Consider the following 24,118-nt stretch of genomic DNA (forward strand, 5'->3'; position numbering starts at 1 on the left):
GGCTGAAGATGTTCGAATCAAGGCCAGTTACCAAGCAAGAGGCCCACGCAGCCCCGCGTGGGCTTCTTCGTTTAACGTCAGTTTTCTGGATCAGGGTTCGGTAAGCTCAGAGCCATGCAGCTAAGCCGCACTCCTCCGCCCATCGTGGTACCCAGCCGCAGCGATCAGTTTCTGCAGAAGAACACCGAGCTAATCGGCGGCCCGCTAGGCAAACGGACCCAACCAGGACGCACTCGCACCGGCTTTTTCAGCGTTGAGCGAGTCTTGCTACTGCTGGTTTTACTCGCCGGGGTGTTGGCGCTGCTCTTCAAAGATCATTGTCGCCAGGTTGGTTGGCTGACCCCGGACCAGTATTCAACCACTTGCTACTCCGCCATTCCAGCAGCTTTCCAAGATGACAGCCTTGGCAGGCTCTTCCCTTATTTTTCCCCCGGGGTGTCTTTCGACTATTTGCCGCTAGGCGGGTTGATCGCGGGGATCACCGCCTGGCTCAGTGGTTTCGGCGGTACCGGGGGTACCCGGTTACTCGGTTTCTTCGATCTGAATGCCCTGCTTCTTGTGATCGCCTGGATGTTCGGCACCATTGCTTTGGCCCGGAGCACTCGCCGACGTCCCTGGGATGCTGCAATCTTCGCCTGCTCGCCACTTTTGCTCTTTACTGCGTTCTCAAGTTGGGATCTCTGGGCTGCCGCGCTTGCTGCGGTCGGCCTTTTCTTGCTCTCCCGACGTCGTTTGGCCGGCGCCGGAATCGCCCTCGGCTTGGCTAGCTGCGTTCAACCGTATGTGGCACTTATCCTGCTGGCCATCCTTCTGGTCTCCATTCGACGTCGTCAATTACTGAGTCTCTTGCCGGTGTGGTTGGGGTTCGTGGCGAGTTTTGCAGCCCTAAACCTTCCGCCCTTAATGCTCAATCCGGCGAGTTGGCGGGGTTACTGGAGCAGGGCTTGGACCGAGGAGGCTTCTACCGGCTCCATATATGGTGCGATCACCGCTCTGGCTGGACGGCTCGGTGGTCCGGGCTTCACCGCTCTGGACGCCTTTTGGGTCTCGATGGCTCTGCTGGTGTTTGGCATCATCGCGGCGGTGTTGCTGTGTTTCGGGGCGCAGCAAACACCGAGAATTGGATCGCTCGCCTTTTTGCTAGTGGCGTGGTTCATCCTGGTGGATAAGCAAGCGGCTCCCGAGCATCTACTCTGGCTGCTACCACTTTTCGCGCTGGCTAGACCACGCTGGCGGGGTGTGCTGATCTGGCAGGTTTTCGGCGTGCTCTGGTATTTGGCAGAACTGCTCTACTTGGGCGTTGTGCTGGGTGATAACAATTCTCAGCACGGCATTGACCTGCCCTATTACATCTTGGCGCTGCTACTTTCTGGAGCGGCCACCCTGATCATGATGGGCTTTGTGTGCAGAGATGTATTCCGTCCCCGCCACGATCTGCTGCGCCGCGGTGGAATAGATGATCCCTTGCTGGACTGGCGGCTCCGGACGGACGAGAGTTCACTCGCCCGTCCGGCCGCGCACCTGGCCTAGCTGCTAACCGATTGCTACCTGGCCTCTAGTTGGTTGCTAGTTGGCTGCGGTGAAGCGCTTGCGGTTGTGCTGCGGGTTCTCCAACTCATCGACGATGGCTACCGCGAAGTCCTGGCTGGAGATTTTCTCTCCGGCCGGGCTATCAAGACCCAACTTATATTCGCCGGTTCGCTCGCCGGGGGCGATCACTGGTGAGGGCGAGATCAGCGTCCAGTTCACTCCGGTAGGGGCTTCCCGTAACTCTTCCAAGAGGGTCGTCAGGGTTAGGGCTTCGGGCCGATAGATTTCGGGGAAGCCGGGATCATCAATAAGACGTTGTCCATTGGCGGTCAGCGAGCCCGCGCCGCCGATCACCAAGAACGGGGTGCTTCCGAGGGCCTTGAAGGCAGCCCTGCTCTCCGCTAGCCACTCCTGGTGGTCACCGCCGGTGCGGCTGGGCGTGGTGGCGAATACCAGGACGTCGTTGGCCTCGGCGAGCGTGCCAATAGTTGAGGTATCACCCAGCTGGGCGGTCAGCGGAGCCGCCGTCGGGGCTGCCTCTACTGCGCTTCCACTCCGGCTCACTGCGGTGACTTGGTGACCGCGGCGTGCTGCTTCCGTGGTGATTTCGCGGCCGATCATGCCGGTGGCTCCAATAACAGCGATCTTCATTTTTCCTCCTGGGGATTCGATATACTCTAAAGTATCCGATTGATACTGATAGCTTCAATGAAACTCTGTACCCCCGAGGTAACCAATGGAAATGAATATTCTGGACCCTAACTGTCCGTCCCGGGTGGTCTTCCAGCGGGTCGGCGATAAATGGGCCACCTTGGTTATCCAGGTCCTTGAGGATGGCCCACTTCGTTTCAGCGATCTGCGTGGCAAGGTCGCCGTCGTGACGCCTAAGGTGCTGACCCACACTCTTCGGGCGCTGGAGCGCGATGGTTTGCTGACTCGGACGGTTTACGCTCAGGTGCCCCCGAGGGTGGATTACGAGCTGACCGCACTGGGCAGGACGCTGCTCGAACCGCTCAAAATACTCAGGCGCTGGGCGGAGAGCAACGTCGATCAGATGCAACTCGCTCGCGAGGCTTTCGACGAGGCGCAAGATGAGGCCGTGCTCGCTGGTTCTGCGTCTGTTGGTTTAGCGCGGTGACCGATGCCGTTGTGGTTGGCTCCGGGCCCAACGGTCTGGCTGCCGCCGTCACCCTGGCACGTGCAGGACTCCAGGTCCGGGTCTATGAGCTTGCCCCTAGCGTGGGCGGTGGTACCCGCAGTGCAGAGCTGACGTTGCCCGGATTCAAGCACGACGTTTGCTCGGCGGTGCATCCGATGGCGTTGGCTTCACCGTTTTTCCAGGCCTTCGAGCTAGCTCGGCGGGTTGAACTCAAGGTGCCAGAGATCTCCTATGCACATCCACTCGACAATGGTCAGGCGGGTATTGCCTACCGTGATCTGGACCGCACCGCCTCGGAGTTGGGGAACGACGGCGAAGCTTACCGTCGGCTCTTTGCGCCACTGCTGCGTCGCCTGGACGGGATGATCGACTTCACTCAGCATTCCTTGCTGCGCTGGCCGGGCGATCCACTCGCTGCTCTTAGCTTTGGTTTGCGCGTTGCCGAACAAGGCTCGCTGCTTTCGAGTTTGCGGTTTCGCGAGCAAGCGGCTCCGGCCATGATGGCGGGAGTCAGCGCGCACTCCACCGGAAAATTACCGAGCCTGGCTACCGCGGGTGCTGGCATCTTGCTGGGCACCTTGGCTCACGCGGGCGGTTGGCCCGTTCCGGTGGGAGGCTCCCAAGCCATTGCAGATGCCCTGGCCGAAGACCTGGTCCAGCACGGTGGTGAGATCGTACTCAACCATCGGGTGACTAATCTCGCCGAATTGCGTGCGGAAAGCGGTGCAGCGCTGCAGTTGCTCGATGTCTCCGCCAAGGGGCTGTCGGATATTGCCGGCGAGGAATTACCCGAGAGCTATCGTCGCGCGCTTGGTCGCTTCCGCTATGGAAATGCGGCTTGCAAGGTTGACTTCGCGCTTTCTGGTCCGGTGCCGTGGGCGAATCCGGAGTTGGCCTTTGCTCCAACCCTGCATCTGGGCGGAACCCGAGCGGAGCTGGCTCGCTCTGAGGCGCAGGTGGCCGCCGGGCAACACCCTGAACAGCCCTACGTTCTGGTTAGCCAACCCAGCCCACACGATTCGTCCAGGGCACCATTGGGGAGCCAAGTTCTTTGGAGCTACTGTCATGTTCCAGCCGGTTCCAGCAGGGATATGACCGAGGCGGTGATCGCTCAGATTGAGCGGTTTGCACCGGGTTTCAGGGATCTCATCCTGGCTAGCAACGTCATCACCGCTGCGGAGTACCAGGAGTACAACCCCAATTACGTCAGTGGTGACTTCAGCGCGGGAGCACTGAACCTGGCCCAGATCCTCAAACGTCCGGTGCTCTCCGCCAAGCCTTGGCGGACCCCGGTCAAGGGTCTGTACCTGTGTTCCTCATCGACCGTGCCTGGGCCGAGTGTGCACGGACTGTGCGGTTGGTACGCAGCCCAAGCCGCACTCAAGGACATCTTCGGCCTACCCGCCCCAGACCTAAGCCCCTAACCCCATCGATTCCCCCGCATTCCGTACCCAGTTGTCCCACTGGGTGTGACGGGAGTTGCGGATGATCGGTGTTTTCTGGCACATCTGCACCTTCCTTAACATTCAGTGGGATAGCTGGGTGGGGGTTTGGCGGTTTGGGTGGGTCGCCGTCGTCGCTCTTGGCGGTCTGCGCCGGTGAGCTATTAGTGGCAGACTGGTGCGGTGGCTCATATAGACGTCGCCCAGATCGACTACTTCCTCTCCGATGGCAGGCAGTTGCTCAATGCTGCCAGCTTCCGGGTGGGAGACGGTGCGAAAAGCGCGCTGATCGGCCCTAATGGCACCGGGAAAACCACGTTGCTGCGGATCGTGGCCGGGGATCTGAAGGCGGATTCCGGTGCTATTACCTCAAGCGGCAGCATTGGCGTGATGCGGCAGTTCATCGGTCAAGTGCGGGATGAATCTACGGTGCGGGACCTGCTGCTGGGGGTTGCTCCGACCGCGATTAAAGCCGCCGGTATTGCCGTGGACTCCGCCGAGCTGGACATGATGGAGCGCGACGACGAACCGACCCAGATTGCCTACGCTCAGGCGCTCGCAGATTGGGGCGACGCCGGCGGCTACGACATCGAAACCACCTGGGACGAAGTCACCATGTCCGCGATGGGGGTGCCCTATGAGCGGGCGCAATATCGTTCTGCCGCAACGCTGAGCGGTGGCGAGCAGAAGCGCTTGGTGCTCGAAGCCCTGTTCCGCGGTCCGGATGAGATCCTCCTGCTTGACGAACCGGATAACTACTTGGACGTTCCCGGCAAACGCTGGCTGGAAGGCATGCTGAATGCCTCCCCGAAATCGGTGCTGTTCGTCAGCCACGATCGTGAGTTATTGGGCAATGCCGCGGATCGGATTATCACCTTGGAGCCGGGCGCCCTGGGTGCCACTTCGTGGACTCACGGCGGCAGCTTCGCGAGCTACTATCAGGCCCGGCAGGATAGGAACCTGCGTTTTGAGGAGCTCCGCAAACGCTGGGACGAGGATCACGCGAAGCTGCGCGAGTTAATGCTGATGTACAAGAACAAGGCAGCCTACAACTCGGATATGGCCTCGCGGTATCACGCGGCGCAGACTCGGTTGCAAAGGTTCGAGGACGCCGGTCCGCCACAAGCGGTGCCGATCGAACAGAACGTGAATATGCGGCTGACCGGTGGTCGGACGGGTAAACGTGCCGTGGTGGCTACCAAGCTGGAACTGACCGGTCTGATGAAGGCTTTCGACGCCGAACTCTGGTTTGGTGACCGGGTCGCCGTGCTGGGGTCCAACGGTTCCGGGAAGTCGCACTTCCTACGATTATTGGCCGGTGGCGGAACCGATCCGGAGCGCGAGCACCTGCCGGTTTCCGAGGTGGTCATTGAGGCTGTGCCGCACACCGGCAAGGTAAAACTGGGTGCTCGGATCAGACCAGGATTTTTCGCCCAGACCCATCTACGCCCCGATTTGCAGGGCCGAACTCTGCTGGAAATCCTGCACCGTGGGGATGATCACCGGGATGGCATGTCTCAGGAGCCGGCCGCTCGTGCGCTGGATCGCTATGGTTTAGCCAAGCAATCAGAGCAGCTTTTCGAATCACTGTCCGGCGGTCAGCAAGCCCGCTTGCAGATTTTGCTGCTAGAGCTTTCCGGAGCCACCCTGTTGCTGCTCGATGAGCCAACGGACAACCTGGATCTGCACTCGGCCGAGGCCCTGGAAAAGGGTATCGATGGGTTTGAAGGCACCGTGATTGCGGTGACGCATGACCGCTGGTTTGCGCGATCCTTCGATCGGTTCTTCGTGTTTGGCTCCGATGGGCGGGTTTACGAATCCGAAGAGCCGGTCTGGGACGAGTCCCGAGTAGTTCGCCAGCGCTAACCCACGCACCTTCTTCACGCCATCCCGGCACCCGTTTCCCTTCGATGCACCCGTTCTGCGGCATCCCGGCACCCGTTTCCCCTTTTTGCGCACGGTGTTAGGGATGCAGAAAGGGGAAAGGGATGCCGGAGGGACGACGGGCGAAGCACGGAGAATAGAGGCGAAGGTAAACGATCATCGATGATGTTCATATGAACAAGCGATGCTATCGTTCATGCATGAGTAGTGATGAACGGCATCGGCGGATCACTGATCTACTCCGTGTCCAAGCGCGGGTAGAGGTTGAAGAACTTGCCGGACTCTGCGGAACCTCGGCGGCGACTATTCGCCGTGATCTTGACGCTCTGGAGCAGCGCGGTGTGTTGCGTCGAGTACACGGCGGAGCCAACTCTCTCATTATGGGCGGCCACGATCCGGGTTATCCGCAGCGCGCCCTGGAAAGCCAGCGCTCAAAAATCCGGATCGCCTTTGCCGTGGCCGGCTTACTGAAACCCCACGAATTCGTTTTCCTGGATAGCGGGAGCACGGCGACTCAGATCGCCGTCGCACTCAAACAACAGTCGGTCACCGTGATGCCGGATTCCCTCCATGCCGCCCGCGAGCTGGCCGGTGGCCGTGCCGAGGTGATCATGCCCGGAGGCAATCTGGTCGAGGAAGAGCTTGCCCTCAGGGGTCCGCTCGCGGAAGCCAATATTCGCTCCCTCCGCTTCGACACCGCGATCATCACTCCGTGTACCTTTGATTTGAAGACCGGCATCATGGGCCACGATCTGGCCGATGCCGCCATTAAACGTGCGGCCATGGCCTCGGCGCACCGGGTGATCATCGCTTGCCACGCCGAGAAATGGAATCGTCCCTCCCCGGTGGTGGTGAGCTCGGCGGAAGCTGCCGATCTACTCATTACCGATCATCTGCTTAGCGCCGAAGAAACCGCCCTTGCCCAAACAGCCCAGCTGGAAGTGAAGTCACTGTGATGTCCGAAAAACAAGCCCGGCCGGATTTGGCCCTAATTGCCACCATGGTGATCTTCGCCGTCAATGGACTGGCTTTCGCCAGTTGGGCAGCGCGAATTCCTACCGTGGCCAGGGTGCTGAACCTGAGCAATGGCGAAATGGGTGCGCTACTGCTAACCATGGCCCTCGGCTCGGTGATTGCCCTTCCGCTGGCAGGCTCGGTGGCTTCCCGGATCGGCACGGCCAATACCGTCCGGCTGGGTGCGAGCATTTCCGCCGTCGGAGGCTTAACCCTGGCCTTGGCCTTAACCCTGGGTTCGGTGCCAATCACCGTAGCCGGACTGTTCCTCTTCGGCGCGGGTATTGGCCTTTGGGATGTTTCGCAGAACGTTGAGGGCGCCGCAATCGAGCGCAAGGTGGGTCGCAGCGTGATGGCGAGATTCCACGCGGCTTTCTCCGGTGGCGCCTTTCTCGGCGCGCTTGGTGGTGCCGGATTGTCCAAACTCGAGGTAGCCATGCCCGTGCACTTGTTGATCTTGGTGGCGGTGGTTCTGCTCGCCATTTTCATTGGCACCCGCTACTTCCTGCCGGACTCCGCTCACCAGAGTACGGATTCGGAGAGTTCGACGACGTCGCGCACAGCTTGGTTGGAACCGCGGACTTTGTTGATCGGCCTGGTGGTACTCGGTGCGGCCCTGACCGAAGGTGCGGCCAACGACTGGATGGCTAAAGCCACGGTAGACGGCTTGAATCAGAGCGAACCGGTGGGCGCGCTGATGTTCGCGATCTTCATCGCTGCAATGACGATCTTCCGCTTCTTCGGTGGCCGGGTGATTGACCACTGGGGCCGGGTTCCGGTGCTGTATGCCAGCCTGGGCGCCGCATTGATTGGTTTGCTGATTTTCGTTTTTGCCCCAAATGTCGGAATCGCCGCCGTGGGTGCCGTGCTCTGGGGTGCGGGAGCGGCTTTGGGCTTTCCTACCGGAATGTCGGCCGCAGCCGATGATCCGGTGCGGGCCGCTAAGAGGGTTTCCGTGGTCTCAACCATTGGTTACGTCGCCTTCCTGGCCGGTCCCCCTGCTATTGGATTCCTCGGTGAACACTTCACGCTGCGACCTGCGCTCTTGGTGATTGGAGTGGTGATGCTGCTTTCGATCCTGGTGGTGCCCGCGGCCAGGCCGCCCAAGAAACTGGAGGAAACGGTGTCCCTGCAACAGGGCCAGCCAACGGACTAGGCTGAACCGTATGCGAAAAGCCCTGCGGCCCCTGGCCAAGCTTGACCGTCTTATCGTGCGCAAGGTGAGCAATTTGCCAGCAGGTCCGATTGACGGGCTGATGCGAGGACTTTCCGCTTCGGCCACCAAGGGCAAGCTCTGGTTCTGCATTGCGGGAGCGGCTGCCTTGATTCCCGGTAAGCCGCGAAGGGCGGCGTTGAGCGGCTTGCTGGCTCTGGGAATCGCCTCTGCAGGAACCAATTTGATCTTCAAAACCCTGCTACCGCGGCGCCGTCCGGCGGCCGAGCTCTTGCCGTTCTACCGGTTTGTGAACCCCCAGCCCAAGAGTTCTTCGCTACCCTCGGGACACACCGCCTCGGCGGCAGCCTTCGTCACAGGGGTCTACACGGTGAGCCCCGCGATGGGACTGGCGCTGACACCTCTAGCCCTTGGGGTGGCTTATTCTCGAGTGCACACCGGGGCGCACTGGCCTTCCGACGTGGTGGCTGGTGCCGCCATTGGCGTGGCCGCAGGACTAGTAGTCAAAAACTGGTTCCCGCCCCATGAACTGAGCCCAGAAAGCAGAATCACCGAGGCATCCGCAGCAGCGTTGCCCGAGGGGACGGGCTTGCGTCTGGTGGTCAATCAGGGCAGCGGCTCCTATTCGGAGCAGGCAATGGCAGCGTTGCGTGAAGATTTTCCCGATCTTCAGATCAACGAGCTAGCCGAGGGCGATGACCTGAAGGAGCTGATCGATCGGAGCCTAGAGGAACCAGGGGCAATGGCACTTGCGGTCTGGGGCGGTGATGGCACGGTCGGTGCCCTGGCGCAACGGGCAATCACCGAAAAACTGCCGCTTGCGGTCTTCCCCGGCGGTACCTTTAACCATTTCGCCCGCGATGTACACGCGGAGGACGTCGAGGGTGTTTCGAAGGCGATTAGCACCGGTGCCGCACTACTGAGCGATGTGGCTGAGGTGCGGATGGAGCGGCAGGATGGCGAGGAACGCCGGGTTATGTTGAACACCGCTAGTGTCGGGATCTATCCCGAACTAGTGCAGCGCAGGGAAGCCCTGCAAAAGACCTTAGGTAAGCCGCTCGCCTCGATCGTGGCGGGACTTCGCACCTTCGCGGTGCTGAAGCCGACTAAGCTGAGTATTGACGGCCAGCCCCGCAAGATCTGGCTGATTTACCTGGGTCGCGGCAGATACTATCCGCGTGGCTTTGCTCCGCTGGAACGCCCGGTGCTCGATGACGGTGTGCTGGATACTCGCTACATTTCCGCCCGCACACTCTTCTCCCGGCTCCGCTTGCTCGGTGCGATTGTGACCGGACGGACAGAGGTTTCTCCCGTGGTCAGCCTCAGCACGGCCAGAACGGTTCGCCTGGATGCCGTGGGCGCCCCCTTTGCGCTGGCCATTGACGGTGAGGTGCTCGACGGCGTGAAGTCGGCTGTTTTCACCGTGCAGCCCTCGGCGCTGACGGTTTACACCCCGCGGTAGGGAAGGTGGTTAGCTTGACCGCCCAAGCCGAGCGCCGCCGTCGTCATCCTCAAGGAGTAGCCTCAGTTCATCCTTGAGCGGGCTGTTTTCGCCGGGTCCGTTCCGTAATGTGGATAGCAGAATCCACAAGAAGGAGCATATCCATGATTGAGGCAAGGAAGCTCGCCAAACACTATGGCGAGAAGACCGCCGTTTCCGAGGTCTCGTTCACCGTTAAGCCCGGTCAGGTCACCGGCTTCCTGGGTCCGAACGGTGCCGGGAAATCGACGACGATGCGGATGATCGTGGGCCTGGATCGTCCCAGCTCGGGTGACGTCACGGTAAACGGTAAACATTACGCGGAGCACAAGGACCCCCTGCATCAGGTGGGTGCCTTGCTGGACGCGAAAGCCGTGCACACCAGCCGTACCGCTTACGACCACCTGCGTGCAATGGCTGCTACTCACAGCATCCCGCTGAAGCGGGTGCACGAAGTGATTGAAATGACCGGCCTGGGCGCGGTCGCCAAGAAGAAGGCCGGTGGCTTCTCGCTCGGTATGGGGCAGCGGTTGGGCATTGCGAATGCTCTGCTCGGGGATCCGCAGACTCTGATTCTGGATGAACCCGTTAATGGCCTTGATCCGGAAGGCGTGCTCTGGGTGCGCAATCTGGTCAAGTACCTGGCCGGCGAGGGCAAGACGATTTTCCTCTCCTCACACCTGATGAGCGAAATGGCGCAAACCGCCGACCACCTGATTGTGATTGGACGCGGCAGAATCATTGCGGACGCGCCGATCGCTGAACTCATTTCCGGTAATAGCATCCAGAAGGTTCGGGTTCGCACGTCGCAGACCGCCGACCTGACTAGACTGCTGGCCTCCGAAGGGGTGACCATTGGCGCTAATGAGCCGGAGACCCTCGAGGTGACCGGCCTGGATTCACGACGGATTGCTCAGATCGCCCTGGATAACCGGGTGTTGGTCTATGAGCTTGCACCCCTTAACGCCTCTCTTGAGGAAGCTTATTTTGACCTCACCAAGGACGAGGTCGAGTACCACTCGCATGTGGAGTCCGGCGAACCCACTCTCATTACGGAAGGAAAGTGAGCGCCATGACGACGCAAACCCTCCCCACTGCCCACCGTCCCGCCGCCGGAACGCATGGCGTGAACTTCGGCGGAGTGCTGAAGAGCGAAATCATTAAGTTTTGGTCCCTGCTTTCCACCAAGTTGCTTCTCATTGTTTCCTTGGTGGTCATCGTTGGCATCGGTGCCTTCGAAGCCTTTGGCATCGGATTCGCTACCGAACGGGCACACACCGATGCTGCCGCCGGGAACGGCCCGCCAGGAGCTGCTGCCCAGTTGAGCAGCTTCGATTTCTCCAGCATTCCGTACGGAGGCATCCAGTTGGGGATGCTCATCCTCGGGGCGCTCGCTGTGCTTTTCATTGCCAGCGAGTACAGCACCGGGATGATCCGCTCCTCTTTCTCGGCGGTTCCCAGTAGGCTTCCCGTTTTCGGAGCTAAGGCTCTTGTTCTTATTGTGGTTTCCTATGTGTTGACCACGGTGGGGGCCTTTGTCACTTTCCTGGTGGCCAAGCCCATTCTCGGGAACTACAACATTGATTTCGCGATTGACCAGAAGGGGATGCTCTCCGGCATCTTCCTGTGCGGCTTGGCGGTAGCCGGAGTGACCCTGATGGGCCTGTCCTTGGGTGTTCTGCTGCGTAATTCTGCCGGTGGCATCGTGATTCTGGCCGGTGCACTTTTTGTGCTGCCGATTGCGGGTAATTTCCTGCCGCTGATCCCGATCGATTTCTTCAAGTACCTGCCTCAATACTTCCCGAGCGAGGTAGCGATTCGGATGCTTTCCACCGAGCATATTGATGGTCAGCTCGATCCCTGGGCAGCCGGGCTGGTCTTCGTGGGCTGGGTTCTGGTTTTGCTCGTCCCAGCTCTGGTCGCCTTGAAGAAGCGCGATGCCTAAGCTCTAAGGATGAGCAGTAATAGCCAGGTGAGGGCGACGACGGAACGAACGGCCGGCGTCGCCCTCACCGAATTCAGCGTTAAGCGCCGCGGACCCGTGCGGCGTTTTTTCTATCGGCACCCGGTAGTGATGGATCTGTGCATCGTGCTGATCTATCTCCTGGTGGCTTCGCCGAACACACTGCTGAGCTCCGTCGCAGATAAATCTGCGCCCATCGCCTTAGTTCTAGTGACGGCTGGAGTGCTGTTTTTCCGGCGTCGCTACCCGATTCCGGTGGTCTTGGCCTTGGCCGTCCTTGAAATGGTAGCGGTGGTGCTGGCAGATCCGATATCCAATAGTGTCGGAACCAGTCTGGTGTTCGGACTCTACGTAGTGGCCGCCACTAGGGGCGGACGTTTCGGCTTCGCAATCACCGCTGCGGTGACCCTACCGCTGGTTGCCTTTATGGTGGTGCTGCTGCCCACTCGTGCCACTCCGGCCAGTGTGCCGCTCGGGCAGGTGCCTACTTTCTGGGTTGTCACGGCAGGGTTCATCATTTTGGCGAATGTGGTGGCCACCGGCATCGGCGTCTCGGTCCGGCGAGATCGGATGCACGAAAAGGAGTTGCAGGAATGGGCACGGAGAAATGCGGCGCTGGCTTCGGCAAATGAACGGAACCGGATTGCCCGGGAGATGCACGACGTCGTAGCGCACTCTCTTTCGGTGATGATTGCGCTTTCCGACGGCGCGCAGGTCGCCTTTAAACGTTCACCGGATCGGGCTGAAGAAGCACTGGCTAAGTTGTCCCAGACCGGCCGCAGTGCGCTCGCCGATATGCAGCGCGTGCTGGGATTGTTGCGGGCGGAAGGTTCACAAGAGCAGGGCGAACGCAAGCCCCTGCCGGCCGATTTTGATATAGAAGCACTGCTCGCGGGATTCCGCGCTGCCGGCATGCCACTATCGTTCTCGCTCTCCGGTCCAACGCTGCCAGAAGATCCGGCCTTCCGGCTTACCGTCTACCGGATAATGCAGGAGTCGCTGACAAACGTCTTGCGCTATGCCCGCTCCGTCTCCCGAGTAGAGGTCAAACTCACCCATGAGCACCCACAGGTTTTGTTATCGATTTCCGACGACGGCAAGCAGGCTATCGAGGACCGTCGAGGACCGCTGGTGATTGGCAGTGGAAAGGGGTTGATTGGAATGCGCGAGCGTGCCGCCAGCTATGCCGGTCAGGTCAGTGCTGGCCCCGCCGCGAACGGCGGCTGGCTGGTAGAAGCTAATTTGCAGTGCCCTGATTCGACGGAGGCCGGAGCATGAAGATTCTCTTGGTGGATGATCAACCCTTGCTGCTGATGGGTTTCCGGTTGATCCTGGAAGGCGAATCGGACTTCGAGATTGTCGGTGAAGCCGGGGACGGTGCCCAAGCCGTGGGGATGGCAGCCGAGTTGCGGCCCGACGTCGTACTGATGGATGTTCGGATGCCGGTGCTGGATGGGATTGAGGCGACGCGGCAGATCGTCGATTCGGGGTCTGCCGCCCGAGTGATTATTTTGACCACTTTTGACCTGGACGAATATGCCTTTGCCGGTCTGCGAGCGGGGGCAAGTGCGTTTCTGCTCAAGAACGTGGCACCGGCCGAGTTAGTACAGGCCGTTCGACTGGTCTTCAGTGGTGATGCCGTGGTGGCGCCCCGGGTGACCCAGCGACTGCTAGAGAGTTTCGTGCGGACCACTCCCGCCGTGGCACCTTCGGATGGTTCTGCCGCTGGCTTGACCGCGCGTGAAGTAGAGATGGTGCGCGCCCTGGCCGAAGGGCTGTCCAATGCGGAAATTGCCGGACGGTTCTATCTGTCGGAAGCCACCGTGAAAACCCATGTGCGACGAATTTTGACCAAATTGGACCTGCGGGATCGGGTTCAGGTGGTGGTCTGGGCTTATGAGTCTGGTGTCGTGGTGCCAGGCCAAGAGTAATTGCTGAATTCTGAACCTTTTGAAAATGCTTGACACCGTTTTTATGGACGCCTAAGTTCAGGGTATTGAACAGGTTTGAACAGGTCCGACTTCCGGAGTTCCATAACAGCTCGTGAAAGGCTTTCGATGGAAGCTCATGCAAAACACTCGCAGTCCGGCAGCGAGGCGCCTGCCAAGCCCCGGGGAGTTGAACTCAATGGGATAAATTCCATCGACGCACGGGAGCACCGTGGCCAGCCACGCGAGTTGTTCTGGCCTTGGTTTGCCGCGAATATTTCTGTTCTTGGAGTGAGCTATGGTTCGTTCCTGCTGGGGTTCGGTATCTCCTTTTGGCAAGCCACCATTGTGGGGGCAGTGGGAATCGTTCTCTCCTTCTTGCTGTGCGGCTTTATCGCCCTTTCCGGTAAGCGCGGGCACGCCCCAACGATGACGCTGAGCCGGGCGGCTTTCGGAACCAATGGGAACCGGCTCCCGTCCGCCGTTTCTTGGTTACTCACCGTTGGCTGGGAGACCGTGCTGGCTTCCCTCGCTGTGCTTGCCACCGCCACGGTGTTCACCGAACTGGGCTTGGGTGGAGGCTTGCCGGTGAAGATTGCGGCATTGGTGCTGGTCGCCGCCCTTATTGTCGGCGGCGGAATCATCGGCTTCGACTTCATTATGAAGCTGCAGATGTGGATCACGGTGATCACCGGGGTGCTGACTATCGTTTTCATGATCCTGGTGATCGACAAGATTGATTTTGCCACCTTGGCGGCTTTGCCTGCCGGGTCCACCCCGCAGTTCATCGGTGGCTTGGTGTTTATGATGACCGGCTTCGGACTGGGCTGGGTCAACGCCGCTGGTGACTACTCGCGATACCTTCCCCGTCAGGCTTCCAGCCCGGCAGTGGTGCTCTGGACCACTTTCGGGGCATCGCTCGGACCGATCATTCTGCTGATTTTCGGATTATTGCTGGCCGGTTCTTCGGCGGATCTCAGCACCTCGATTGCCAGCGATCCGATTGGCGCTCTCACCACCTTGCTTCCGGCCTGGTTCCTCATTCCCTTTGCTCTGGTCGCCGTGCTCGGATTGATCGGCGGTGCGGTACTGGATATCTATTCCTCCGGACTGGCTTTGCTCAGCGTCGGGCTGAAGGCTCCACGTTTCGTGGCGGCCAGTATTGACGGCGTACTAATGGTTGCGGGTTCCATTTACATCGTCTTTTTCGCCGGGGATTTCCTGGGACCGTTCCAAGGATTCCTGATTACCCTGGGTGTTCCGGTGGCGGCCTGGTGCGGGATCTTCCTGGCCGACCTGCTGCTGCGCCGCAAGGGTTACGCAGCCAAGGAGCTCTTTCAGACCACCGGAAGATATGGCAATGTCCGGTTGGTACCGGTCATCTTGCTACTACTTGGCACAGCCGTTGGCTGGGGCCTAGTGACGAACTCCTCGGCCGCTTGGCTGTCCTGGCAGGGTTATCTACTTGGTGCCTTCGGGGGCCGTGAGGGTGACTGGGCTTATGCGAACCTAGGCGTGCTAGCGGCACTGCTTCTTGGTTTCCTCGGCTATCTGTTGTTCGGCCGGGCTGCGGTTCGGCGGCAAGAAGCCTTGCCCCTCTCCGAGCAGGATCAGTTGGTTCCGGAGCCCGAGCTATGAACGCAGGATCGGCGATCAAGCAACCCTGGCTGGTGCTCATCGATCTGCAGAGGGTCTTTGCCGAAGCCGATAGCCCGTGGTGTACACCGATGTTTGACTCCGCTGCTGCCGGATGTCAGCGGCTGAAGGTGGGCTTCGGCGATCGGGTTGCCTTATCGCGTTTCCTGGTACCGGAGCAACCGGAAGGTTCTTGGATTCCTTACTATCAGCGCTGGCCCTTCGCTCTCGAGCCGGAGAGCGTGGAACTCTTCGACCTGACCGCCGACTTTTCGCCCGCTGAGTCCAATGATCCCGCTGAGCCCGGTAACGCCGTCCTACTGGATAGAACAACTTTCAATAAATGGGATGCCGCTGCCGCGGAGGCGCTGGGGCAGCCGGAGCAGATTGTGTTGGCCGGTGTTTCCACGGATTGCTGTGTGCTCTCCACCGCCCTGGCCGCCGCAGACGCAGGAGTTCTGGTCCAAGTGGTGGCCGACGCCTGCGGAGGAGTGAGCGAGGAAGACCATCAACGCGCCCTCGAACTGCTCTCCTTGTACAGTCCGCAGATCGAGGTCACCACGGTCGATGCGGTACTGGAGTCTTTAGCGGGATCATTATGAGCACGAAGCAGCACCCTTTGGCGCCGCTGAAGCATGCGGTGATCGCCAAATCCCTGGAGCGCGAAATCCGTTCCGGTCGGATCGGCAAAGGAATTCAGCTGCCCGGGGAAAAGGTTTTAGCCGAGCGCTTTTCGGTCAGTCGCAACACCGTGCGGCAGGCGCTTGCTCAACTGGGAGACGATGGGCTGATCGCCACTAGGTCCGGAAAGGGCTCCTTCGTCAGCTATGACGGTGCCGAATTGGATGATCCGGAGGGCTGGGCCGTTGCTTTGGAGCGTCATGGCATCCAGTCAAGCACTGAGATTCTGGGCATAAAGCAGGTAGTGGACCAAGAGCTGGCGTTGAGATTTGGTCTGGAGCAGAACAGTTTCTTCTCGATCGAAAGAGTGCGGAGGCTCCCCGACGGTACCTATATCTCCTATGAGCATGCGCGGATTCCCGCCGTCGAACAATTCTCAGACCTCACCGAGCGGGGACTTATCGGTGGCTCATTGACCAAAACCCTGGCGCTAGCTGGTCTGATTCCGGACCACGGTGAACAGTGGCTCGGATCCCGTCCGATCAATGAGTATGAGGCAAAGGTTTTGCGCCGAAAAGGTGGTGACTGGTTCTTGTATTCTTCACGATTGTCCCTCAACGCCTCCGGGCAGCTCGTTGAGTTCGTGGAGAGCGTCCTCGATCCAGTCCACTTCCAACTTCACCTTCGATTCAGTTGAGCGGGGAGGCGAAATGAGCGCTACGGATCGTGCCCTGGGCAGCTTGTATGGCCTCGCCATCGGTGATGCCCTGGGCATGCCCACCCAGATGATGTCCCGAGAGGTTATAGCCCAGCAGTTCGCGCCCTTCAACCGGTTCTTCCCGGCCGCCGCGGACCATCCGCTGGCCGCCGGGATGCCCGCGGGAAGCATCACGGACGATACCGAGCAGGCCCTGCTGCTAGCTCAGTTATTGCTCGACGGCGGCGGTCGGGTTGATGAGCAGGAACTCGCCCGGCGGCTGGTCGCCTGGGAACAGCAGATGCGTCAGCGAGGCTCCCTGGACCTGCTAGGTCCCTCCACGAAGCGGGCTGTGGAAGCCGTTCTGGCGGGTGAATCCGTGGAGCAATCGGGCAGGTATGGAGTGACAAACGGTGCAGCAATGCGGATCGCGCCGGTCGGAATTATGATGTCAGCGACCTCGCTGCCGTCCTTAGTTGATCGGGTGGTCGAGGCTTCCAGAGTGAGTCACAACACCGGGGTGGCGATTGCGGCTGCGTCTGCGGTGGCCGCCGCCGTGAGTGCCGGAATCGATGGAGCCAGCGTGTCCGAGGCAATTGACCTCGGGCTGCGCGCAGCCGAGCTGGGAGCCAATCGGGGGCATTGGGTTGCTGCGGCCAGCGTACCTGCTCGGATTCGGCTGGCTCTGGACCTAGCGAACAGTTCCGGCTCAGCGTCCCAGGCAATCTACGAGCTGATCGGCACCAGCCTGGCAAGCCAGGAGTCCATACCCGCGGCTTTTGGTATTTTGGCGCTGCATCGGGATGAGCCCTGGCAAGCTTGTTTGACCGCGGCTTCGCTGGGTGGGGATAGCGACACCATCGCCGCTATCGTCGGTGCCATTACCGGCGCGGTCCATGGCATGGCCGGATGGCCGGCCGAGGCCGTGTCCTTGGTGAAGACCGTGAATTCAATGGAACTCGATGGCTTCGCGGCCTCGCTACTGGCGCTGCGTCAATGACTGCGGTGACCTCCATGACCTCCGTGAGGAGCTTCGACCGGCTGGTTAGCCTGGGCAATGTTCTGGTGGATATTGTCGTCGCGGTCGGTGAACTTCCGGAACGCGGCAGCGACGTGATAGCCAAGCGTGCCGGACTGGCCGTCGGTGGCGGGTTCAATCTGATGGCTTCCGCGGCGCGGCAAGGACTCCCGGTTTTCTATGGGGGTCTGGTTGGTTCGGGGCCCTTTGGCGACATCGTTCGCGGGGCACTCAATGCTGAGGGCATTGAATTTCTTGATCGAGAAGATGCGGTGGATCTCGGGGATACCGGGTTCGACGTAGCCCTGATCGAAGCCGATGGCGAGCGGACCTTTGTCACCGCGTCGGGAGCCGAGGCGTGCTGGACTCGCGCGCATGCGGACCGACTGATGATTGGTGCGCGCGATGCCTTAGCGGTTTCCGGCTACAGCCTTTTGCAGGCGGCTAACCAGGAGGCGGTGCTGCGAGTGCTTCATGCCGCTCCCGCCGAGGCTAAACTCTTCTACGACCCAGGCCCCCTGGGGCATAAGCTACCAAGCGAGGTGCTTTCTCAGCTCTATCGCAGAGTCGATTGGTGGAGTTGCAATGAGAGCGAAGCCTACCTTTCAACCGGAGCCGGGGAGCCCTTCGGAGCGGCTGAGGAATTGCTTGGTCGGTTGGAGGGTGGATCGGTAGTTATCCGCCTAGGCGCAGAAGGTTGCGTTTTAGCCTTGCCCGGAAAACCGCCACGGAGCGTTCCGGTGATTCCCGTTGAGCCAATAGATAGCAATGGGGCGGGCGATGCACACCTCGGTGCTTTTATCGCTGCTCTTGCCCGAGGGCTGGAGCCTTTTGAAGCCGCAAGCTGGGCGAACCACGCTGCCGCGATATCGGTTAGACGGGTAGGTCCTGCGGTATCGCCTGATGCTTCAGCCACCCAAACCTTCCTCGATTCCGGGGTGCTTCCGGAAGTCGATTGAGTCTGGCTTGTTCCTCAATCAACTTCCCGGTAATTAGCTGGCTCTTGCTAAAAGAGTTACTCGGTGTTAACTCGTGTATAGCGCCTTGGGGTATCGGCTATTTCATAGGAACAGTTCAGAATTCGGCCACGGTCACGGGTACTCCGCCGAGCGGTCCGCCGGTGACCTCACCGCCGTCGAACGTCTCGGTTCCGCTGACCGAGATGGCACCACCTATGCCGCCGATGCCTCCTGCACCGCAAGGTTCACTCGCTTATACCGGTGCCACTTTGGCGGCTCTGCCACTCGGGCTGGTCGGACTCTTGGCGGGTATCTTGCTGCTGATCGGCACCGTCCGACGGCGCAGAAGCTGATTGAATGGAGATATGCCCCTCGACTCCGCCACAAATCAACTTGACCACGTCCTCGATCTCGGCCGCTTTGTTAGCGCCTCACCTTCCAGCTTTCACGCGGCGGCTGAGGCGGGTCGGCGCCTAGCCGAGGTCGGTTTTACCGCTCTGAAGGAGCGGGATGAATGGCCAAGAGGAGCGGGCAAGTACTTCGTGATTCGGCACGGTGCCCTGATCGCCTGGATAGTTCCGGAAAACGCTGGCCCCCGCACCGGCTTCAATATTCTGGGTGCGCACACCGACTCGCCCTCCTTCAAACTCAAGCCCAAACCAACCACAGGCCGGCTCGGTTGGTTGCAGGCCGGCGTCGAAATCTATGGCGGCCCCTTGCTGAACTCTTGGCTTGACCGGGAACTCCGGCTGGCCGGGCGCTTGGTGCTGCTGGACGGAACCACGGTGCTGAGCCAAACTGCCCCGCTGCTGCGTTTCCCACAACTGGCCATCCACCTGGATCGGGCTGTTAACGACGGGCTGAAACTGGACAAGCAGTATCAGATGAACCCAATCTGGGGACTGGGGGATCCGAGCAACGCGGACCTCCTGGCAGTCCTCGCGGAGGCTGCCGGAGTTTCCGCCGAGCAGGTGGGTGGTTACGACATCGTGCTGGCGGACACCCAAGAGCCAGCGGTGTTCGGAGCCGAGGATGCCTTCTTTGCCTCTGGAAGGCTGGACAACCTGAGTTCGGTGCATGCCGGTTTGCAGGCTTTGATCTCCACCGCGCAGGCTCCTGCGGGCGAATCCATCGCGGTTTTGGCCGCTTTCGATCATGAGGAGGTCGGCAGCGGGTCCACCTCGGGTGCCTCCGGTCCGATCTTGGCAGATATTCTGAGTCGAATTTCTTCCGGCTTGGGGGCGAAGCCTGAAGATTGGCAACGGGCGCTGGCGGCGTCCTGGTGTCTTTCTGCCGATGCTGGGCATGCCGTGCACCCGAACTATTCGGAGCGTCACGATCCGGCCAACCATCCCCTGTTGAACGGCGGACCCTTGCTGAAAATCAATGCTAATCAGCGCTACGCAACGGACGCGGAAGGTGCCGCCCTGATCGCCGGTTTGGCTCTGCAGGAAAATATTCCGTATCAGGAATTTGTTTCCAATAATGATATTCCGTGTGGTTCAACTATTGGACCGCTGACCGCCACCAGGCTAGGAATCCGCACCATCGATGTGGGCGTGCCACTGCTCTCGATGCACTCCGCACGCGAAATGTGCGGCGTCCAAGACCCCTTCAGCTTGGCTCGTCTTAGCCAGGCCTTCTTCGCCCGGGAGCTCTAGGCGATTGCCCGGTAGGCTCTACAGCCGAAACCTAAGACGCCAGGCTGACCACCAAGTTGATCGTGGTGGCCAGGATTCCGGTGCCGAAGACGAAGGCCAGCAAGGAATGCCGCAATGCCGCCGATCGCATCGTGCGGGTTTGGATGCTGGTGTCTGAAACCTGGTAGGTCATGCCCAGGCTGAAAGCCATATAGGCGAAGTCAGTGTATTGCGGCGGTTCTTCCTGATTGAAGTCGATGCCGCCCGGCTCCGGGGTATTGGTGTAGTAGATCTCGGCATAACGCAGCGTGTACAGGGTATGAACCATCAGCCAGGAAAGGGCGGTGGTGCCCAAGGCTAGCGCTGCGAGAATGAGCCGCCCGCCGTTGCCCGCATTCTTGGCGTCAATCACCACGATTGCGACGGCGGCCAGGCTGGCCAGCGCACACAGAGTCACCAGAAGGTAAGCGGTGGGTCGGCGAGGATCCTCCTCGGTGGCGTGCGCCGCCGTCGCGCTCGCATCCATTCGAGAAATCGCGAGCCAGACCCAGAGGTTGTACACCCCTGCGGCACCCGCCCAGGCGACGGCCGGGGCGTGGATCCAGGAATCCAGAAAACCGGTGAGGCAACCGACGAAAAGGGCAACCAGGAGCATTACAAGGAACCGCGCCCGGGCGATCTTCGCGCGGCGCGAGCGCTTGCTCTCTCGGGCAGGAGTGGACACAAGGCGATCCTACGTCCCGAGCGGCACTGCAGGCGACCGAACTGGCTCGGTGGCCAGCGTTTAGTTGGTTACTACTTAATTGTGACGATACTCAGATCACGAAAAGGAACTCCGGCGTAGCATATGGCCATGAGCCAAGTGGTAGCGAAAAACCTTCCGGTAACGAACCATTTCCGCCAGGTGCTGGCCGCCGGGGTGGGCAATGCGGTGGAGTGGTATGACTGGTATATCTACAGCTTCCTGGCTCTCAACTTCTCCGGCCAGATCTTTCCCTCCTCAGACCCCACCGCGAGTCTGCTCTCCGCCTTCGTGGTCTTCGCCGTCGGCTTCCTGCTCCGCCCCATCGGGGGTCTGCTGGTGGGCAATCTAGCCGACCGGATTGGACGCAAGAACACCCTGGTTCTCACCATTACCGCTATGGGCCTCGGCTCGCTCATCGTGGGATTGACCCCTACCTTTGCTTCGGCTGGTCTCTGGGCGCCAATCATCCTGATCCTCGGCCGACTCATCTCAGGGCTTTCAGTGGGTGGTGAGTTCGCCGCGAACACGGTGTTTTTGGTCGAGTCAGCACCAGCCAATAGGCGAGGTTTCTTCTCCTCTTTCCAGTATGTTTCGACGACGGCCGGTCAGCTGATTGCCTCCGGGTTCGCCACCGTGCTGGTTAGGAGCCTTAATGAAGCGGAGATGAGCTCCTGGGGCTGGCGACTGCCGTTCTTCTTCGGTGCTGTGCTCAGCCTAATTGGACTCTGGATTCGTCGCGGTACCCAGGAGACCCTCGAAGTGGCTCCGGAGGCCAAGCGTCCCGGCGTCTTCGACGCGATCATTAAATACCCGAAGCAGACCCTGCTGATCGTCGGGATCACCATCGCGGGGACCATTTTGTACTACACCTGGACCACTTATCTGGCCACCTATGTTCCGGCCGGCGGAGTCACGAGCCAAGGTGATTTCCTGCTCATCTCCACCATCGCCTTATTCTTCTTCATGGTGATTCAACCGGTAGTGGGCATCCTCTCCGACCGGATAGGCCGGAGGCCATTGCTGATCGGGTACTCGGCGATTTTCGCCGTCGGGATCGTCCCCGCGCTTTTCTTGCTCACTCGTTTGGGATTCTGGGGCGTGCTGTTGGTAACGATGCTTGGCATGCTGGTGCTCAGTGGTTTCACTTCGATTTCCGCAGCGGTCAATGCCGAGACGATTCCCACCCATGTGCGCAGTGCGGGGATCGGTTTCCCTTATTCCTTCACGGTCGCCTTGTTTGGCGGTACCGCCCCCACGATGGGAACGCTCTTCAAATCCTGGGGCGTGCCCGAACTCTTCGGCTGGTACGTGGCCTTGCTCTCCCTGATTTCGCTCGCGGTGTACATCTTCGCCCTCAAGGAGACCGCTCACAAGCCACTACCGGAGTAACCGGCGCGTTACCGCTGTGTTCGGCGTCGAAAGGACGCCCTCGTTGATCAGAAAGAGTTTAGGACCGGCGGTAACGGATGTGGGTGGTCAGCGGTGAGTGAAGCACCTCGACGGGCTCGAAGCCGAAGGACTCAGCTCCATCGAAGATGCGCTCGCCCGAACCGAGCAGGACGGGAGCGATGTCGAGGGTTAACTCGTCGATCACACCAGCCGCCAGCGCCTGTCGGACGGTCGAGGCCCCACCGGCGATGTCGATTCCCTTGTCCCCGGCGGCCTCCAAGGCTGCGGAGTAGGCTGCCTCGAAGCCCTCAGTCACGAAGTGGAACGTCGTCCCACCCTCCAGCTGAATCGGATCATGGGGGTGATGGGTTAGCACGAAAACCGGCGCGTGATACGGCGGCTCCTCACCCCACCAGCCAGACCAGTCTTCGTCCCAGCCGCCGCGAATGGGGCCGAACATGTTCCGTCCCATCACATATGCGCCGCGGGGGCGCATTAGCCACTCGGTCGCGGTCTTGTCAGCATCGTTAGCCCGCGGGTCGCCGATGTGCCAACCGTGCAACTCTAATCCCCGCTTGCCCAGCGGATTCTCCAGGCTCTGATCCGGCCCGGCGACAAAGCCGTCCAATGAAATCGACATATGGCAGGTGGTGTCCGACACTGCGAACCTCCCGAGTGATTGCGGTGTACGAGCTGATGCTCACACGGTAACAAGTGCCGAAGGTAAATCACAACGGTCATGTAAGAGGCCGGGTGCTGAGGATAGTTGGTAGGCCCTCCGGCTTTCCGGTAACATTACAAGGTCTGTGCTTGCGCAGATGTGATTCGCCGTGTCTTCGGAGCCCGTCTCCGCGTCCGGCGGATCCACGCAAATGAACCTCCTGTTACGGAAAGACCGTAGCCGCTTAGCCCAAAGGAGGTGGGTTCACATATGCGTCCTTACGAATTGATGGTCATCATCGACCCAGAGGTCGACGAGCGTACCGTTGAGCCATCGCTGCAGAAGTTCCTCAATGTGATCACTGGCGACGGCGGGACCGTCGAAAAGGTGGACATCTGGGGCCGTCGTCGGCTGGCTTATGACATCAAGAAGAAGTCCGAAGGTATCTACGCCGTGGTGAACTTCACCGCTGAGCCGGCTACCGCCCAGGAGCTTGACCGTCAGCTTGGCCTCAACGAGACCATCCTGCGCACCAAGATCATCCGCCCCGAAGACCAGAAGGTTGCTGCCGAGTAATTTCGGCACATCATCTAGTCCAACTGTAGGAAGCAGGCAGACATGGCAGGCGAGACCACCATTACCGTTGTTGGCAATTTGACCAACGATCCGGAATTGCGGTTCACTCCGTCCGGTTCTGCGGTAGCCAACTTCACCATCGCATCGACTCCCCGCACATTCGACCGCACGTCGAATGAGTGGAAGGACGGCGAGACGCTGTTCCTGCGTGCGTCGGTGTGGCGTGAAGCCGCTGAGAACGTTGCCGAGTCCCTGACCAAGGGCACTCGAGTCATCGTGACCGGTCGGCTGAAATCGCGCTCCTACGAAACCAAAGAGGGAGAAAAGCGTACCGTGATTGAGCTTGAGGTCGATGAAATCGGCCCCTCGCTGCGGTATGCCAACGCCAAGGTTAATCGCACCCAGCGCTCCGGCGGTGGTGGCGGAAACTTCGGTGGTAACGGCGGCTTCGGCGGAGGAAACTCCGGCGGTGGCTCCGCTCCCGCGAACGGCAACCCTGGTTGGGGAGCTCAAGCCGCACCTGCTGAGGATCCGTGGGCGACGCCGTCGTCGGGATCTTCCGGCTGGGGTGCAGGCCCAGATTCTTCCGAACCGCCGTTCTAA

Annotated in this window: 24 protein-coding genes; 21 read left to right on the top strand and 3 right to left on the bottom strand. The window is 60.3% G+C overall.

Annotation, left to right across the window (positions count from 1 at the left end; translation table 11 throughout):
• Positions 1-114: 114 nt before the first annotated feature.
• Positions 115-1,530, top strand: coding sequence for a glycosyltransferase 87 family protein (locus FHU41_RS10825; RefSeq protein ID WP_179389671.1), 1,416 nt, complete (start codon positions 115-117; stop codon positions 1,528-1,530).
• A 36-nt stretch (positions 1,531-1,566) separates the two neighbouring features.
• On the opposite strand, the gene FHU41_RS10830 is transcribed toward FHU41_RS10825, so the two are convergent.
• Entirely contained in the window at positions 1,567-2,181 is a 615-nt protein-coding gene (locus FHU41_RS10830; protein WP_179389672.1) for an NAD(P)-dependent oxidoreductase, read from the bottom strand.
• A gap of 85 nt (positions 2,182-2,266) precedes the next feature.
• Between FHU41_RS10830 and FHU41_RS10835 the strand changes: the two genes are divergently transcribed.
• The 17 genes from FHU41_RS10835 (at position 2,267) to FHU41_RS10915 (ending at position 20,165) form a co-directional block, all read left to right on the top strand.
• On the top strand, positions 2,267-2,668 hold the full coding sequence (locus FHU41_RS10835) for a winged helix-turn-helix transcriptional regulator (protein ID WP_179389673.1): 402 nt from the start codon (positions 2,267-2,269) through the stop codon (positions 2,666-2,668).
• Entirely contained in the window at positions 2,665-4,113 is a 1,449-nt protein-coding gene (locus FHU41_RS10840; protein WP_179389674.1) for an FAD-dependent oxidoreductase, read from the top strand. The genes FHU41_RS10835 and FHU41_RS10840 overlap by 4 nt, the downstream gene beginning before the upstream one ends.
• Before the next feature lie 201 nt (positions 4,114-4,314).
• Positions 4,315-5,997 carry an ATP-binding cassette domain-containing protein gene (locus tag FHU41_RS10845; protein WP_179389675.1) on the top strand — a complete coding sequence of 561 codons (1,683 nt, stop codon included), beginning with the start codon at positions 4,315-4,317 and terminating at the stop codon, positions 5,995-5,997.
• A 218-nt stretch (positions 5,998-6,215) separates the two neighbouring features.
• Positions 6,216-6,971 (top strand): DeoR/GlpR family DNA-binding transcription regulator, encoded by a 756-nt coding sequence (locus tag FHU41_RS10850; protein ID WP_179389676.1) that lies wholly within the window; start codon positions 6,216-6,218, stop codon positions 6,969-6,971.
• Positions 6,971-8,185 carry an MFS transporter gene (locus FHU41_RS10855; RefSeq protein WP_179389677.1) on the top strand — a complete coding sequence of 405 codons (1,215 nt, stop codon included), beginning with the start codon at positions 6,971-6,973 and terminating at the stop codon, positions 8,183-8,185. The genes FHU41_RS10850 and FHU41_RS10855 overlap by 1 nt, the downstream gene beginning before the upstream one ends.
• A gap of 64 nt (positions 8,186-8,249) precedes the next feature.
• The gene (locus tag FHU41_RS10860; RefSeq protein WP_343046312.1) at positions 8,250-9,665 is read left to right on the top strand and encodes a bifunctional phosphatase PAP2/diacylglycerol kinase family protein; all 1,416 of its coding nucleotides are present in this window, start codon (positions 8,250-8,252) and stop codon (positions 9,663-9,665) included.
• Between the two features lie 143 nt (positions 9,666-9,808).
• A complete protein-coding gene (locus FHU41_RS10865; RefSeq protein ID WP_179389679.1) occupies positions 9,809-10,750 on the top strand; it encodes an ABC transporter ATP-binding protein in 942 nt (313 codons plus the stop codon).
• 5 nt (positions 10,751-10,755) lie between these two features.
• Complete coding sequence (locus tag FHU41_RS10870) at positions 10,756-11,628, top strand: ABC transporter permease (RefSeq protein WP_179389680.1); 873 nt, start codon at positions 10,756-10,758, stop codon at positions 11,626-11,628.
• A gap of 9 nt (positions 11,629-11,637) precedes the next feature.
• Positions 11,638-12,924 carry a sensor histidine kinase gene (locus FHU41_RS10875; RefSeq protein WP_179389681.1) on the top strand — a complete coding sequence of 429 codons (1,287 nt, stop codon included), beginning with the start codon at positions 11,638-11,640 and terminating at the stop codon, positions 12,922-12,924.
• Entirely contained in the window at positions 12,921-13,577 is a 657-nt protein-coding gene (locus FHU41_RS10880) for a response regulator (protein WP_179389682.1), read from the top strand. Before FHU41_RS10875 ends, FHU41_RS10880 begins: the two co-directional genes overlap by 4 nt.
• A 126-nt stretch (positions 13,578-13,703) precedes the next feature.
• Positions 13,704-15,212: a purine-cytosine permease family protein gene (locus FHU41_RS10885; protein ID WP_179389683.1), complete on the top strand. Its 1,509-nt coding sequence runs from the start codon at positions 13,704-13,706 to the stop codon at positions 15,210-15,212.
• Positions 15,209-15,811 (top strand): cysteine hydrolase family protein, encoded by a 603-nt coding sequence (locus FHU41_RS10890; protein ID WP_179389684.1) that lies wholly within the window; start codon positions 15,209-15,211, stop codon positions 15,809-15,811. The genes FHU41_RS10885 and FHU41_RS10890 overlap by 4 nt, the downstream gene beginning before the upstream one ends.
• Positions 15,808-16,527, top strand: coding sequence for a GntR family transcriptional regulator (locus FHU41_RS10895; protein WP_179389685.1), 720 nt, complete (start codon positions 15,808-15,810; stop codon positions 16,525-16,527). The genes FHU41_RS10890 and FHU41_RS10895 overlap by 4 nt, the downstream gene beginning before the upstream one ends.
• Before the next feature lie 13 nt (positions 16,528-16,540).
• Positions 16,541-17,527 carry an ADP-ribosylglycohydrolase family protein gene (locus FHU41_RS10900; RefSeq protein WP_179389686.1) on the top strand — a complete coding sequence of 329 codons (987 nt, stop codon included), beginning with the start codon at positions 16,541-16,543 and terminating at the stop codon, positions 17,525-17,527.
• 14 nt (positions 17,528-17,541) lie between these two features.
• Positions 17,542-18,504, top strand: a complete 963-nt coding sequence (locus FHU41_RS10905; protein ID WP_179389687.1) for a PfkB family carbohydrate kinase — start codon at positions 17,542-17,544, stop codon at positions 18,502-18,504.
• Positions 18,501-18,857, top strand: a complete 357-nt coding sequence (locus FHU41_RS10910) for a hypothetical protein (protein WP_179389688.1) — start codon at positions 18,501-18,503, stop codon at positions 18,855-18,857. Before FHU41_RS10905 ends, FHU41_RS10910 begins: the two co-directional genes overlap by 4 nt.
• Positions 18,858-18,869: 12 nt before the next feature.
• Complete coding sequence (locus FHU41_RS10915; protein ID WP_179389689.1) at positions 18,870-20,165, top strand: M18 family aminopeptidase; 1,296 nt, start codon at positions 18,870-18,872, stop codon at positions 20,163-20,165.
• 31 nt (positions 20,166-20,196) lie between these two features.
• Here the strand turns inward: FHU41_RS10915 and FHU41_RS10920 are convergent, their stop codons facing one another.
• Positions 20,197-20,868 carry a DUF1345 domain-containing protein gene (locus FHU41_RS10920; RefSeq protein WP_343046313.1) on the bottom strand — a complete coding sequence of 224 codons (672 nt, stop codon included), beginning with the start codon at positions 20,866-20,868 and terminating at the stop codon, positions 20,197-20,199.
• A gap of 129 nt (positions 20,869-20,997) precedes the next feature.
• Here FHU41_RS10920 and FHU41_RS10925 point away from each other — a divergent pair, with 129 nt between their 5' ends.
• Positions 20,998-22,278 (top strand): MFS transporter, encoded by a 1,281-nt coding sequence (locus FHU41_RS10925; RefSeq protein WP_246279600.1) that lies wholly within the window; start codon positions 20,998-21,000, stop codon positions 22,276-22,278.
• A 58-nt stretch (positions 22,279-22,336) separates the two neighbouring features.
• Here the strand turns inward: FHU41_RS10925 and FHU41_RS10930 are convergent, their stop codons facing one another.
• On the bottom strand, positions 22,337-22,918 hold the full coding sequence (locus tag FHU41_RS10930) for a dihydrofolate reductase family protein (RefSeq protein ID WP_218847206.1): 582 nt from the start codon (positions 22,916-22,918) through the stop codon (positions 22,337-22,339).
• A gap of 291 nt (positions 22,919-23,209) precedes the next feature.
• Between FHU41_RS10930 and rpsF the strand changes: the two genes are divergently transcribed.
• Both rpsF and FHU41_RS10940 read left to right on the top strand, forming a co-directional pair.
• The gene (gene rpsF / locus FHU41_RS10935) at positions 23,210-23,515 is read left to right on the top strand and encodes a 30S ribosomal protein S6 (protein ID WP_179389692.1); all 306 of its coding nucleotides are present in this window, start codon (positions 23,210-23,212) and stop codon (positions 23,513-23,515) included.
• A gap of 42 nt (positions 23,516-23,557) precedes the next feature.
• Positions 23,558-24,118: a single-stranded DNA-binding protein gene (locus FHU41_RS10940; protein ID WP_179389693.1), complete on the top strand. Its 561-nt coding sequence runs from the start codon at positions 23,558-23,560 to the stop codon at positions 24,116-24,118.

It is taken from the genome of Psychromicrobium silvestre (assembly GCF_013408295.1).
In the GTDB taxonomy this organism is placed as follows: Bacteria; Actinomycetota; Actinomycetes; order Actinomycetales; family Micrococcaceae; genus Renibacterium; species Renibacterium silvestre.